The organism is Sphaerimonospora mesophila (genome assembly GCF_001417795.1).
Taxonomy (GTDB): domain Bacteria; phylum Actinomycetota; class Actinomycetes; order Streptosporangiales; family Streptosporangiaceae; genus Sphaerimonospora; species Sphaerimonospora mesophila.
In genome coordinates this window covers 108,560-122,080 of record NZ_BCBX01000041.1, presented here as the reverse complement: position 1 = coordinate 122,080, position 13,521 = coordinate 108,560, and the positions used below count along the sequence as shown (strand labels likewise).

8 protein-coding genes and 1 pseudogene are annotated in these 13,521 nt (G+C 71.0%); 4 read left to right on the top strand and 5 right to left on the bottom strand.

Annotation, left to right across the window (positions count from 1 at the left end):
* Positions 1-644: 644 nt before the first annotated feature.
* Complete coding sequence (locus AP234_RS23135; RefSeq protein ID WP_055481802.1) at positions 645-1,019, top strand: VOC family protein; 375 nt, start codon at positions 645-647, stop codon at positions 1,017-1,019.
* A gap of 290 nt (positions 1,020-1,309) precedes the next feature.
* On the opposite strand, the gene AP234_RS39635 is transcribed toward AP234_RS23135, so the two are convergent.
* Together AP234_RS39635 and dacB are read right to left on the bottom strand one after the other, a co-directional pair.
* Positions 1,310-1,699, bottom strand: a complete 390-nt coding sequence (locus tag AP234_RS39635) for a pentapeptide repeat-containing protein (RefSeq protein ID WP_152990579.1) — start codon at positions 1,697-1,699, stop codon at positions 1,310-1,312.
* Positions 1,666-3,078: pseudogene (dacB, locus tag AP234_RS23130) on the bottom strand (D-alanyl-D-alanine carboxypeptidase/D-alanyl-D-alanine endopeptidase); the annotation flags it as partial. The pseudogene dacB and the gene AP234_RS39635, both read right to left, overlap by 34 nt.
* Positions 3,079-3,290: 212 nt before the next feature.
* On the opposite strand from dacB, the gene AP234_RS23125 reads away from it, so the two are divergent.
* A complete protein-coding gene (locus tag AP234_RS23125) occupies positions 3,291-3,794 on the top strand; it encodes a DinB family protein (protein ID WP_055481801.1) in 504 nt (167 codons plus the stop codon).
* A gap of 21 nt (positions 3,795-3,815) precedes the next feature.
* Here AP234_RS23125 and AP234_RS23120 read toward each other — a convergent pair whose 3' ends face one another.
* The 3 genes from AP234_RS23120 to glnA form a co-directional block, all read right to left on the bottom strand.
* Positions 3,816-5,033, bottom strand: a complete 1,218-nt coding sequence (locus AP234_RS23120; protein ID WP_152990571.1) for a hypothetical protein — start codon at positions 5,031-5,033, stop codon at positions 3,816-3,818.
* A gap of 206 nt (positions 5,034-5,239) precedes the next feature.
* Positions 5,240-8,320: a bifunctional [glutamine synthetase] adenylyltransferase/[glutamine synthetase]-adenylyl-L-tyrosine phosphorylase gene (locus AP234_RS23115; RefSeq protein WP_055481799.1), complete on the bottom strand. Its 3,081-nt coding sequence runs from the start codon at positions 8,318-8,320 to the stop codon at positions 5,240-5,242.
* Between the two features lie 15 nt (positions 8,321-8,335).
* Positions 8,336-9,697, bottom strand: a complete 1,362-nt coding sequence (glnA, locus tag AP234_RS23110; protein WP_055481798.1) for a type I glutamate--ammonia ligase — start codon at positions 9,695-9,697, stop codon at positions 8,336-8,338.
* A 173-nt stretch (positions 9,698-9,870) separates the two neighbouring features.
* On the opposite strand from glnA, the gene AP234_RS23105 reads away from it, so the two are divergent.
* Together AP234_RS23105 and AP234_RS23100 are read left to right on the top strand one after the other, a co-directional pair.
* A complete protein-coding gene (locus AP234_RS23105) occupies positions 9,871-11,931 on the top strand; it encodes a histidine kinase (RefSeq protein WP_055481797.1) in 2,061 nt (686 codons plus the stop codon).
* A 53-nt stretch (positions 11,932-11,984) separates the two neighbouring features.
* Entirely contained in the window at positions 11,985-13,505 is a 1,521-nt protein-coding gene (locus AP234_RS23100) for a BTAD domain-containing putative transcriptional regulator (protein ID WP_055481796.1), read from the top strand.
* Positions 13,506-13,521 lie beyond the last annotated feature (16 nt).

Below are 13,521 nucleotides of genomic sequence, written 5' to 3'. Positions count from 1 at the left end.
TCGATTGCAACGGATGCTCGTTATGTCGGAAATGAGGGATCCGAGGAGGTGGGATGGCAGATCAGGAGAGATATTTACTCCATGCCGCGAGGTGCGTGCAGAGGGAGGTGCGATCTTGTGGATATGTCGGGCCAAGAGCCATAAATAATCATGAGAAAGAAATGTTAATTGCTTCGATAGTCCACTATGTCCGAAATTATGGTTCTCGGCATTCACTGCTCCAGCCGTAGATTGAGATCTTGCTGGTAGCTGGGTGTAGAGATAGGCCGTCCTCGTCATGGTGGCGGGCCGGTGGATGGTTGAAGAGTCCGACCGGCATGCAGCTGACCGGTCAGGACGAGCATCAGGTCCGCCGGTGGACATCCTGATACCGGTGGGCCACCCTTGTTATGCTCGCCGCGCTTTCCCGGTCGCGGTCACCACCCGCGAACGAGCCGAACAGGTCACGACCTTGAACCGGCGCTCCTGGCTCCTCGGCGAGATCGGACGCCTGCTCGTCAGGGCCCGCTCACACCGCGACTGATGTGGCCGACCGGTCTCGCCCACGACGACGCCACCACGCCCGCGCCCGAGCAACCGTCACCGGCGAGGACCCGTCCAGAAGGCACGATCGAGAACTACGCCTGGAGCATAGGCTGAACTCCATGATCCTGCGCCATGTGACCATCGACTGCACCGATCCTTATGAGCTCGCGAAGTTCTGGAGTGCCGTCACCGGATGGCCGGTGTCCGACGAGGATGCGCCGGGCGACTCCGAGGTCCTCATCGAGGCCCCCTCTCCCGTACCCGGACTGCTGTTCATCCAGGTGCCCGAGGACAAGACCGTGAAGAACCGGATCCATTTCGACTGGATGCCCACCCAGCGGACCCGCGACGAGGAGGTGGAGCGCATCATCGCCTTGGGCGCGAAACTGTACGAGGATCACCGCACCGTCGAAGGGCCCGGCTGGGTCACTTTGCTCGACCCCGAGGGCAACGAGTTCTGCGTTGAGCGGAGCGCAGCCGAACGTGGCCTCTAATACTCCGTAGATCGCGGACTTCCCGCCAATCGGATGTAGGGACACGCACGCCCACCATCGCCGACCGCCGCCGACGATCGAAGATCGTGCACGGCCGTGGGTGACGGATCGGCGACCTCGTGACGGCGGCCGGTGCTCGATGTCAGGATCTACGGCTTGAGTATTCGAGCAACGCGGCCTCGAACATGCACGATCTCCAGAGAGCGTGGGCCGCCCCCGCTCTAGTCGATCTTTTGGGATGGGACGGAGGCCTCATGTTCGTCATGAACATGCTCCCTGTCCCCCGCACATCACTGGATGCGAGCCTCGGACTCATCGGGAGGCCGGGCCGACGTCAGCACTGTGCGGGCTTGCGCCAGGAGCATTCGAGGCCGTCGGCCCGTGGGGCCCGGCCGGTGGAAACATGCTCCGGTGAAACTCGCTCTGGTGAAGTCTGCTCTGGTGAGGTCTGCTCCGGTGAAGTCTGGCCTGTTGCGACCCGGTCCGGTGCGGCCTGGTCCGGTGAAGCCTGGCCTGTTGCGACCCCGTCCGGTGCGGCCCGGTCCGCTGAAGTCCGGTCCGGTGTGGCCTGGGTCGGCGAGGCCTCGGCGTTCAGGTTTCCGGCCGTGGCGTCCACGGGGGAGGACCTGGTGAACTGGGCCAGCCTGACCGCGATCCGATCCTCCAGATCCTTCGGGGATCCCGACAGGTAGCCGTTGGTCAGGATCGAGAAGACCAGCGGTTCGCCCTCCGCGCTCGTCACATAGCCCGACAGCGCGGTGACACCCGTCAGCGAACCGGTCTTGGCGTGCACGTTCCCCGCGGCCGGGGTGCCGCGCATCCGGCTGCGCAGCGTGCCGCCGACCAGCCGGTCGGTCTGCCCCGCGACGGGCAGCGACTCGTACCAGGTCGGGAACCACGGCTTGCCTCTCAGCGAGACGAGCAGCGACGCGATGCCCGACGGAGTCAGGCCGTCCACCCTGGACAGACCGGAGCCGTCCCGCAGACTCAGCGTCCGTACGCCGTTGGCCCCGGCGAACGCCCTGGTCACCGCGAGCCCGGCGGACCAGGTGCCGGCACCGGAGACCTTGCGGCCCATCGCCTTGGTGAGGATCTCGGCGTGCATGTTGTTGCTCAGTTTCATGAAGGGCGTCAGCAACTCGCCGAGCGGCATCGACTCGCGCGTGGCCAGCGTTTTCGCCCCGGAGGGCGTGGCCCCGCGCACGGTCGGGCCGATGACGCGCACGCCGTGGGCGGCCAGCCCCTTGCGGAAGAGCGAAGCGGCGTACAGCGTCGGATCCCACACCGCCACCCATTCGTCGTACGGCTCGGCGACCGTCCCGGTGATCACCACGGTGTCGTCGCCATGCTGCCGCTCCACCAGCACGTCCGTTTCGTCGCCGGTCACCGCTCTGTTGACGATCTTCACGTAGTCGGTCTCCGGCGTCGTCGTCACCTTGACCGGTCTCCCGGGGCGATCCCCGGGAGCGACCGAGACGATGACAGATCCCGCGTCGTAGTCGGTGTCGGGTGCGGCCGTAAGCGCCGATATCTGCGCCGCGTAGTAGTAGGGCTCATCGTCCCAGGCCCAGTCGGTACCGAGCCGTACGTCGTCGAACCAGGTGTCGTCGGCGATCAGCCGTCCGGTGACGACCCTCACCCCGGAAGCGGCCACCTTGGCGGCGAGCGCGTCGTAGTCGGCGGCGAGCATGGTGGGGTCCCCGGTGCCCCTGAGGTAGAGGTCTCTCCCCTCGGACAGCACCTGCGTGCTGAACCGATGGTCGGCGCCGAGCGTCTCCAGGGCCGCCGCCGAGGTGAGCAGCTTGGTGTTCGAGGCGGGGGCGAACAACTTGTCCTGGTCGAGAGCGTACAGATCCTCCCCGGTGACGGCGCTCCGTACGACCACGCCCGCACGCGCCATCGTGAGCCGCGAGTCGCCGAGGATCTGGTCGATGTCCCGGGCCAGGTCGGTGACGCCGGGGGCGGGGTCGAGCGCGTGGGCGGGGACTCCCGAGCCGGCGATCCCGGCGAGCAGCGCCGCGGAAGCCAGCGTGATCGAGATTCGTCGTGATGAACGCACGGTCGCTCCAACATGAGGGGGCCTTCCGCGATCCTGAGGAACCACCGCCCAGGCATCAATACGGAAACATGCGTATCTACTCGAGCCGCTCTACCCGATCCGCTCTACTTGCTCGCTCTGCTTGCTCGCTCTACTCGATCGGCTCTGCTTGATCCGTTAGGACGCCCTAAACCAATCGACACGTTCGCACCTCGGATAGCAGGATGCCATGCATGACGCGAACCGACCTACCGGCGACCTGGGACGAGCGGGCCACGCTGGCGACCTTCCTCGACTACGTCCGGGCGACCGTGCACGCGAAGTGCGAGGGGGCCGCCGAGGAGCACGCCCGCAGCGCTCCCCTGCCGACCTCCCCCCTCACCACGATGTCCGGCCTGGTCAGCCACCTGCACTGGGTCGAGTACTTCTGGTTCCAGGTGGTGTTCCTCGGGGAGGAGGACCGGGGACCGTGGACCGAGGACGATCCCGACCGGGAGCTGCGCATCGGCGTCGAGCGGCCGCTCGCCGAGCTGCTGGCCGAATACGAGGCCCAGTGCGCCCGATACCGGGAGCTCGTCGCCTCCCATGACCTGGACGACACGGCCAAGCGCGCGTTTCCCCAGGGCAGGAACGTCACGCTGCGGTGGATCATCATGCACCTGATCGAGGAGACCGCACGGCACAACGGCCACCTCGACATCCTCCGCGAGATGGCCGACGGGGTCACCGGAGACTGAATCGCCTCCCCTGCTTTTCCGCTACTTCTCCGCGCCTCCGACGCCGCGGGAGCGCAGGCCGGTGATGCGGCGCAGCATGTCCCACCAGAAGGGCGCGCCGAACAGCAGTGCCACGGCCGTGACGAGGAAACCGGGCCAGTGCCCCGGCGACGACAGCCGGTCCCACCAGCCGCCCCAGTTCCACGCCCAGGTCGGCCCGCCGTCGCGGCCCTCATCGCCGCCATCACCGCCATCGCCTCCACCGCGATTACCGCCGTCACCCATGGTCACGCTGACGGGCGCGTTGGCGAAGATCTTCACGAACGCGGGGGTGCTCAGCACGTCGGTCACGCAGGCGTAGGCGTCCTGCTCCGGCCCGCATTCCCGCGTGATCGGGGCGAGCGCCGCCGGCCCCGACTGGGCGAAAGCGCTCACCCCACTTCGATAGGCGTTGTCCCTGAGCAGGTTCTTGCCGTACTCAAGAGCGTCCGCCCCGAACAGCAGCGTCACCGCGACCGCGAGCACGGCCACGACCCAGCGGACGTAACGCCGGTAGAGGATGCTGAGCCGCTCCATCTCTCCGTCGAACCATTCGCCGACGCCGCGGCGGAACGACTCGGCGTCGTGCTCCACCCGGTCCCAGACCGCCTTGAGCGGCCGGTAGAGCGGGCTCCTCATGCGGTCGAGGTCCCTCATCAGCGCTTCGACCCCACCGTGCTCGGTCGCGATCTCCATGACGGCGACCGCGAACCGGACCGGGGGGATGTCGGCGATGGTGGTCTTGCCGCGCTTGCCGTGGTCGATCTCCCGCAGCCGCTCGTGCAGGAGGTCGGTCAGCGACCTACCGGACAGCGACTCACCGGGCCCGCCCCCGTCCACGGGCGCGGGTCCGGGGCTGAACCGCGGCCGCGGGTCCCTCCCGAACGGCAGCCGCGCGAAGACGCCCAGCACGCTCGCGGGCAGCCGCGAGCGCCCCTGCGCCGGCGGCGGCAGCAGTTCCATCAGGGGAGCCCGCAGCCGGTGGCCGAGCCCCTTGAGCGCCCGCAGGAGCCGGTCCAGGAAGCGGGCCGGCGGCGCCTCGCCGTCCGGTTTCTCCGCGCCGTCGAACGTGTCACGCAGGTACGCCCACAGGAACTTGCTGCGAATCGCCAGCAGCCTGACGATGCCCTCGTTGATGCCGCTCACCAGTAGCGACAGCAGCAGGAAGGCCAGCACGAGACCGATGGCGAGATCCGCGTAATACGAGATCAAAGCGATCACCCGCACCGTTGATACACCGTCGCCCGGCGAGCGGGCAACGATTCGATCGGAACGGCATGGAAGTGCGCCACCGGCGCGGTCGCCGCGCGACCCCGTCCCGGCTCATTCCTCGTGGAAGCTCAGTACTCGCAGAAGCTCAGTACTCGCAGAAACTCGGTCCTCGTAGAAACTCGGCCAGAAAGTCAGCGAGAAACTCAGCCAGCAACTCAGTCCTCGTAGAAGACCCGTTCCACCACCGCGCGGGCCCGGCGGGTCACCCGCCGGTAGTCGTCGAGGAAGTCCTCCGACCCGTCCGGCGGATATCCGAGTGCCCGCGCGATCAGGGCACGCTCCTTCACGACCGCTGGGACGCTGTCCCCCGCCCGGCCGCGCACCAGCATGATGGCGTCGCGGACCCGGGAGGCCAGCCGCCAGGCCCGCGCCAGCGCCGCCTCGTCGGCCTCGTCGAGCAGGCCCGCCCCGACCGCCGCCCGCAGCGCGTCGAGCGTCCGGGTCGTCCGCAGCTCCGGTACGGCTCCCGCGTGCCGGAGCTGGATGAGCTGGGCCGTCCACTCGACGTCGGCCAGGCCGCCCCGGCCGAGCTTGGTGTGCAGGCTGGGATCGGCCCCGCGCGGCAGCCGCTCGGCCTCCATCCGCGCCTTCAGCTTGCGGATCTCCCGTACGGCCTCGGGCGCGACGCCTCCCACCGGATAGCGCAGCGGGTCGACGAGGTCGATGAACTCGCGGCCGAGCTCCGCGTCCCCGGCGCAGAACCGGGCGCGCAGCAGCGCCTGGGCCTCCCAGTGGGACGACCACCGGCCGTAGTAGGCGCGATAGGAGGCGAGGGTGCGTACCAACGGGCCCTGCCGTCCCTCCGGCCGCAGATCGGCGTCGACGTGCAGGGGCGGGTCGGGCGCCGGGAGCGCGAGCAGCCTGCGCAGCTCCTCCGCGACCGCGTGGGCCGCATCCGCCGCCTCCCGTTCCGACGCGCCGGGCCCCGCCCCCCGGGAGAGCCCCGCCCCCTCCCCGGAAAGCCCCGCTCCCTCCCGGAAAAGCACCGGCGCGTGCACGAACATCACGTCGGCGTCGCTGCCGTAGGAGCACTCCAGGCCGCCGAGCCGGCCCATCGCGATCACCGCGATCCTGGTGGGGAGGCCGGCACCGTCCGCCACCTTGTTGAGCGCCGCGTCCAGTGCCGCCTGGATCGTCACATCGGCCAGTGACGACAGGGCCCGGCCGACCTCCTCGACGTCGATCAGGCCGGTGAGGTCGGCGCATGCCGTACGCAGCAGTTCCCTCCGGCGCAGCGCGCGCACCGCGGTGACCGCGCCCTCGGCGTCCGGGCCGTGCCGGCCGACCGCGGCGGCGGCCTCGGCGGCCAGCGCCGAGGCGGGCCGTACGGCGAGCTCGGCGGGCGAGCCGAGCATCGCGACCGCCTCGGGCGCGTGCAGCAGCAGCCCGGTCACGTAGCGTCCGGTGCCCAGCAGGTGTGCGAGTCGTTCGGCCACGGCGGTCTCGTCGCGCAGCAGCCGCAGATACCAGGGCGTCGACCCGAGTCTGTCGCTGATCTGGCGGAAGCCCAGCAGGCCCGCGTCCGGGTCGGGCGCGTCGGCGAACCAGCCGAGCATGACCGGCAGCAGGGTCCGCTGGATGGCGGCACGCCGGGACAGGCCGCCGGTCAGCGCGGCGATGTGCCGCAGCGCGCCCTCGGGGTCGGCGTAGCCGAGCGCCTCGAGGCGGGCGGCCGCGGCCTCCGGCGAGAGCCGGGCCTGGGTCTCCGGCAGGCGGGCGACCGCCTGGAGCAGCGGCCGGTAGAACAACTTCTCGTGCAGCCGCCGCGCCTGGCGGGCATGCCGTTTCCAGGTCTCGGTGAACTCCCCCGCCGGATCGGCGGTCATGCCGAGGGCCCGGCCGAGGCGGCGCAGCTCGGCCTCGCCTGCGGGCACCACGTGCGTACGGCGCAGCCGGTGGAGCTGGAGCAGGTGCTCGACCCGGCGGAGGAAGGTGTACGCCTCGGCGAGCGCCCTGGCGTCGTCCCGCCCGACATATCCGCCCTCGGACAGGGCGGCCAGCGCGGGCAGGGTGGCGCGGCGGCGCAGCCGGGGATCGGCGCGACCGTGCACGAGCTGGAGCAGCTGCACGGCGAACTCGATGTCCCGCAGCCCGCCAGGACCGAGTTTGATCTGCCGTTCGGCCTCGCCCGCGGGGGCGTGACCGCGCGCGTGGGCCTCCACGCGGCGGCGCATCGCCTGTACGTCCTCGACGAAGCCGTCCCGGGCCGACGCCTGCCAGACCAGCTCGCCGACGGCGGCGACGTACGCGTGGCCGAGTTCCAGGTCGCCCGCGACCGGCCGCGCCTTCAGCAGTGCCTGGAACTCCCAGGTCTTCGCCCAGCGGCGGTAGTAGGTCAGATGGCTGTCGAGCGTGCGCACCAGCGGGCCGATCTTGCCCTCCGGGCGCAGGCCGGCGTCCACCTCCCACAGGGCCCCCTCGGCCGTGCTCGCCGAGCAGGCCCGCATCATGGCCTGGGCGAGCCTGGTGGCGATCCGCAGCGCGTGGGTCTCGTCGACGCCCTCCTCCGGCTCGGCCACGAAGATCACGTCGACGTCGGAGATGTAGTTGAGCTCGCGGGCGCCGCACTTGCCCATGCCGATGACGGCCAGCCGGACGTCGCCGGCGTCCTCGGTCTCGGCGCGGGCGATCGCGAGGGCGGCGTCGAGGGCGGCGCCGGCCAGATCGGCCAGTTCCGCCGTGACCTCGACGAGCGACACCTCGCCCATGACGTCCCGCGCGGCGAGCCGCAGCAGCCTGCCGCGGTAGGCGACGCGCAGCGCGTCGAGGGGAGCGGAGGCGGCCTCGACGGCCCGGAGCAGCTCCTCGCGGGGCGGTGCCGTACGGCCGCCGGAACCGGCCAGCCGCCCGATGTCGGCCGGGTGCCGTACGACGTGCTCGGCGAGGGCGGCGCTCAGACCGAACACGCGAAGCAGCCTGCGGCGCAGGCCGGGGTCGGCGCGCAACGCGGCCGGCACGCCGGGGTCGCGGTCCACGAGCCGGCTCAGCGAGGTGAGCGCGAGATCGGGGTCGGCCGCCGCCACGAGGTCGTCGAGCAGTCCGAGGTCGCCTGCCGTATCCGGGCCGAGATCGTGCCGCCCAAGACCGCGCCGTCCAATACCGTGCCGCCCATGTCCGTGCAGCCCGAGACCGTGCAGCTCAAGCTCGTGCAGCAGTCGCTCGGCCCTGGCGCCGTCGGCGAAACCGAGCGCGGCCAGGCGCCCGGCAGTCGTACGGAACCGCGGACCGGCGCTCACCTCGACGCGCCCACCTCAGAGGACGGGCAGATAGCGGTCGAGCTCGAACTGGGTGACCCTGCGGCGGTACTCCCGCCACTCGGCCCGCTTGTTGCGCAGGAAGTAGTCGAAGACGTGCTCCCCCAGTGTCTCGGCGACCAGTTCGCTGCGCTCCATCGTCGAGATCGCCTCGTCGAGCGACTGCGGCAGCGGCTGGATGCCGAGGGCGCGGCGCTCCCGGCTGGTCAGCGCCCACACGTCGTCCTCGGCCTCGGGCGGCATCTCGTAGCCCTCCTCGATGCCCTTCAGCCCGGCCGCGAGGACCAGCGCGAAGGCCAGATAGGGGTTGCACGAGGAGTCCAGCGAGCGGAACTCGACCCGGGTCGAGGCGCCCTTGTGCGGTTTGTACATCGGCACCCGGACGAGCGCGGACCTGTTGTTGTGGCCCCAGCAGATGTAGGAGGGGGCCTCGCCGCCCGCTCCGGCGATCGCCTCGGCGCCGCCCCACAGCCGCTTGTAGGAGTTGATCCACTGGTTGCACACGGCGGTGATCTCGGCGGCGTGCTTCAGCAGCCCGGCGATGAACGACCTGCCGGTCTTGGAGAGCTGGTAGTCCGCGCCCGCCTCGTGGAAGGCGTTGCGGTCGCCCTCGAACAGCGACATGTGGGTGTGCATGCCAGAGCCGGGATATTCGGTGAACGGCTTGGGCATGAACGACGCCCAGATGCCCTGCTCCAGCGCGACCTCCTTCATGACCAGGCGGAAGGTCATGATGTTGTCGGCCGTGGTCAGCGCGTCGGCGTAGCGCAGGTCGATCTCCTGCTGACCGGGAGCGCCCTCGTGGTGGCTGTACTCCACGGAGATGCCCATCGACTCCAGCATCATGATCGCCTGGCGGCGGAAGTCGTGGCCCGCGCTGTGCGGGGTGTGGTCGAAGTAGCCGCCGTCGTCGATCGGCTCCGGCCGCTCGCCCTTCTCCGGTCTGCCGTGCAGCAGGAAGAACTCGATCTCGGGATGGGTGTAGAAGGTGAAGCCCATGTCGGCCGCCTTGGCCAGCGCCCGCTTGAGCACCCATCGCGGGTCGGCGTGGGACGGCGACCCGTCCGGCAGGAGGATGTCGCAGAACATGCGGGCCGCGCCCGGGTTCTCACTGCGCCACGGCAGGATCTGGAAGGTCGACGGATCGGGTTTGGCCAGCATGTCCGACTCGTACACCCGGGAGAAGCCTTCGATGGCGGACCCGTCGAACCCGATGCCCTCGGAGAAGGCGCCCTCCAGCTCGGCCGGCGCTATCGCCACGGACTTGAGGAAGCCGAGCACGTCGGTGAACCACAGCCGGATGAACCGGATGTCCCGCTCTTCGAGCGTGCGGAGGACGAATTCCTGCTGGCGGTCCAAGACGTACCTCTCGGAAAATCATCGGAAACTCACACGTCAGGTCACCTACCAGTGTGCCTGCCGCGTGTTTCGCGCGGGTTACGAAGCCCTCCTCGATACGCCGCCGGTCGAACAGCGGTACGGCGGCGTGCATTGCGTGGGATGCAACGCTCCAGTGCATAATCCATCCCACTATGGACGAGAATCCGCCGGTCTTCCCCGCGCGCGTGGTCGCGTGGGTGATGGCCGCGGTGGCGCTGGTGCTGACGGTCGTGGGGATCGGCGTCCAGCTCCGGATCCCCGCCGAGTGGCAGCCCAGGCCGCCGCTGACGCCGGATTTCGGCGCCGCGCTCACATTCCCGATCACCGGGGCGTTCCTGGTCTCCCAGCGGCCGAGGTTCCGTACGGCATGGCTGATCTGCGTCGGCGGCCTGCTGGCGTCGGGGAACGTGGCCTTCACCGCGCTCACGTTCCACTGGGCCGCGCAGGACGACATGGGGGCCGCCGTCGCCGCCCGGGCGGTCCAGCTCGTGTGCCGGGCCGTGGCCGGCCTGCTGCTGGCCATCATGGTCCCGCTCTGCTCGCCCACCGGCCGGCTGCCCTCGCGCCGCTGGATCCCCCTCGTCGCGCTGAGCATCGCGGTCACCATGGCCGAGGCCGGGCTCGGTCTGCTGCGGCCCGACCCCGACCCCGGCCGGTACCCATGGCCGAAGGTGATCCACAACCCGCTGGGGGTCGATGGGCTCCTCCCCTACTACTCGACGGCCCGGCTGACCCTGCAGTATGTCCTTCAGTTCTGTGTGGTCGCCGCCCTCGCCTCGCTCGCGCTGCGGCTGCGCCACGCCGACCCGGTCACGCGGCGGCAGATCGCCTGGCCCCTCACCGTCTTCGCCGGATATGCCGTGCTCTATCTGCTGGGCCCGGATTGGTGGATCCCGGCGGCGCTGTGGACGGGGCTGATCCCGTTCGCGATCATGTTCGCCGTGCTGCGCCATCGGCTGTACGGCATCGACACGGTGATCAGCCGCACCTTCATCGCCGCCGGGCTGCTGACCATGATCAGCGCGGTCTACTTCGGGGTGGGCGCCCTGTCCGGCCTCGTGGTCTCCGGCTACCACCAGGTGGCCGGGCTCGCCGCTGCGCTGTTCGCCGGCGCGTTCTTCCAGCCGCTGCGCCGCGCCCTGCAGCGCACGATGGACCGCGCGTTGTACGGCAGGGTGGGCGATCCGGCCCTGCTCGCCGAACGGCTGACGCAGGAGGTGCGGCGGGCCGACCCGGGCGACGCGCTGTCCGCCGTGGTCATGGTGGTGCGCGACGGTCTGGCCGTCGACGGCGTGGCGGTCGAGATCCCGGACGGGCGGCCCCGATACGTCGAATGCGGCCGGCTCGGTCCGGACGCCAGGCCGATCCCGCTCGTCTGGCACGGCGAGCCGGTGGGGCGCCTGCTGATCGGCAGTCCGGGCACGCACCGGTTCGCCGCCGCGCACGACGAACGGGTGATCGCCACCCTGCTCCCCCACGTGGCCGACGTGGCCCACGCCGTACGGATGACGGCCGACCTGCAGCGGTCGCGTGAGCGGATCCTCGCCGCCCGGGAGGAGGAGCGGCGACGGCTGCGCCGCGACCTGCACGACGGGCTCGGACAGACCCTCGGCGCGATGGCCATGACGCTCAACATGGCCAGGATGCGCCTCACCAGCTCGCCTTCCGCCGCCGACGGTCTGCTGCGGGATCTGCGGGCCGGCATGGACGCGGTCGCCGGCGACATCAGGGAGCTGGTGTACGGCCTGCGGCCGCCGGCCCTCGACGACCTCGGCCTGGCGGGAGCCGTACGCGCCCTGGCCGAGGAGACGCTCCCGGCCGGGCGGTCCGGGACCGCGCGCGTCGAGGTGCGGGTCGGCGACGAGATGGCCGGGCTGCCTGCCGCCGTGGAGGTCGCCGTCTATCGCATCGTGCAGGAGGCGCTGAACAACATCCGCAGGCACGCGCGGGCCGCCCGGGTGACGATCACGGCGGAACGGCGCGGACCGGACGGTGCCCACGGCGACGACCCCGACGGCGCCGACGCCGTGGGGGTGGGCGAGCTGCGCGTCCGGATCGCCGACGACGGCGCCGGCCTGCCGCACCATGTGCGCGCCGGCGTCGGCCTGTCGTCGATGCGGGAACGGGCCGCCGAGCTCGGCGGCAGCTGTGTGGTGAGCTCCCCCGACACCGGCGGCACGGTCGTGGAGGCCCGCTTTCCACTGGCCGTCTGACGCCGGGACATGGGCCGCGTCGCAGCGGAACGAGCCGTACGCTTACCCGTGCAATGGTGATATTTCGTGCTCTCGGGCCTCTTGAGGTGATCGCCGAGGGCGAGACGCTCGATCTGGGCGGACTGCGACAGCAGACCGTGCTCGCCCGGCTGCTCGTGGCCGGGGGGCGCGCGGTGCCGGTCGGCACGCTGATCGCGGACCTGTGGCCGGGAGAACCGCCGGCCCAGGCCCTGTCGACCATCCAGGGCTACGTGTCCCGCCTCAGGCGGGCGCTGGAGCCGCATCGGGCGCCGCGCCAGGAGGCCGGCGTGCTGGTGTCGGCCCCGCCGGGGTACGCGCTGCGGGCCAGGCCGGAGGACGTCGACTGCTGGTGGTTCGAGAAGCTGGTGAAAGGCGACCACGGCGACGATCCGGCCGGGACGCTCGAACGGATGGAGAGCGCGCTCGGCCTGTGGCGCGGGCCGGCGCTCGCCGAGTTCGAGGACCTGCCGTGGGCGCGGGCGGAGGCGCAGCGTCTCGACGAGCTCCGCCTCCTCGCGGTGGAACGGCGTGGCGAGGCCGCCGTACGGCTCGGCCGTACCGGTCCGCTCATCGCCGACCTGGAGGCCCACGCCTCGGCGCACCCGCTCAGGGAGGAGGCCTGGCGGCTGCTCGCCCTCGCGCTCTACCGGGCCGGGCGACGGGGGGACGCGCTCGGCGCGCTCCAGCGGGCCAGGGAGGTCCTGCGCGACGAGCTGGGTCTGGATCCCGGGCCGACGCTCCAGCGGCTCCAGCAGGACATCCTGGCCCAGGCGCCGCATCTCGACGGCGACCCCGCCGCCGCCGCGCGTCCGGGCGCCGCACCGCATCAGAGCCCCGCGGCGCCTCTCGCCTCCGCTCCGGCTCCGGCTCCCGCGCCGTCCGCGGAGCCGGAGGCGGCCCCGCGGCTGCGGGTGCTGATCGCCGACGACCAGGCGCTGATCAGGACCGGCCTGAAAGTGGTCCTCGCGAGCGAGCCCGGCCTGGAGCTCGCGGGCGAGGCCGAGAACGGTGAGCAGGCGATCGCGCTGACCATGGCGACCCAGCCGGACGTGGTGCTCATGGACATCCAGATGCCGCGCCTCGACGGCCTGGCCGCGGCCCGCCGGATCCTCGCCTCGGGGGTGCCGACCAAGGTGATCATGATGACCACGTTCGGCACCGGCGAGAACCTCTACGCGGCGCTGCGGGCCGGTGTGAGCGGTTTCATCCTGAAGACGTCGCCCCCGGAGCAGCTCATCGCCGCGATCCGCGTGGCCGTGGCCGGGGACGCGCTGCTGGACCCCGCCGTCACCACGCACGTCATCGCCGCCTTCGCCGGGCGCGGCGACCTGGGCGCGCCCTGGGGCCTCTCGGACTCCGACGTCGACCTGATCAAACTGGTCGCCCGGGGCTTCACCAATCGGCAGATCGCGATGACACTGGGCGTGCCGGAGCAGGAGATAGCCGACGAGATCATGGGCCTGCTGCGGCGGCTGGAGCTGGTAGACCGGGCGCAACTCGTGGTCCTCGCCTACGAGAAGGGCCTCGTCAGTCCCGGCACTACCGGCACCTGAGCGGGACTTATCGTCT

Bases quoted from the DNA above. Each gene is read 5' to 3' on its own strand.
- AP234_RS23135 (WP_055481802.1), top strand. From the start codon at position 645: ATGATCCTGCGCCATGTGACCATCGACTGCACCGATCCTTATGAGCTC.
- AP234_RS23125 (WP_055481801.1), top strand. From the start codon at position 3,291: ATGACGCGAACCGACCTACCGGCGACCTGGGACGAGCGGGCCACGCTG.
- AP234_RS23105 (WP_055481797.1), top strand. From the start codon at position 9,871: ATGGACGAGAATCCGCCGGTCTTCCCCGCGCGCGTGGTCGCGTGGGTG.
- AP234_RS23100 (WP_055481796.1), top strand. From the start codon at position 11,985: ATGGTGATATTTCGTGCTCTCGGGCCTCTTGAGGTGATCGCCGAGGGC.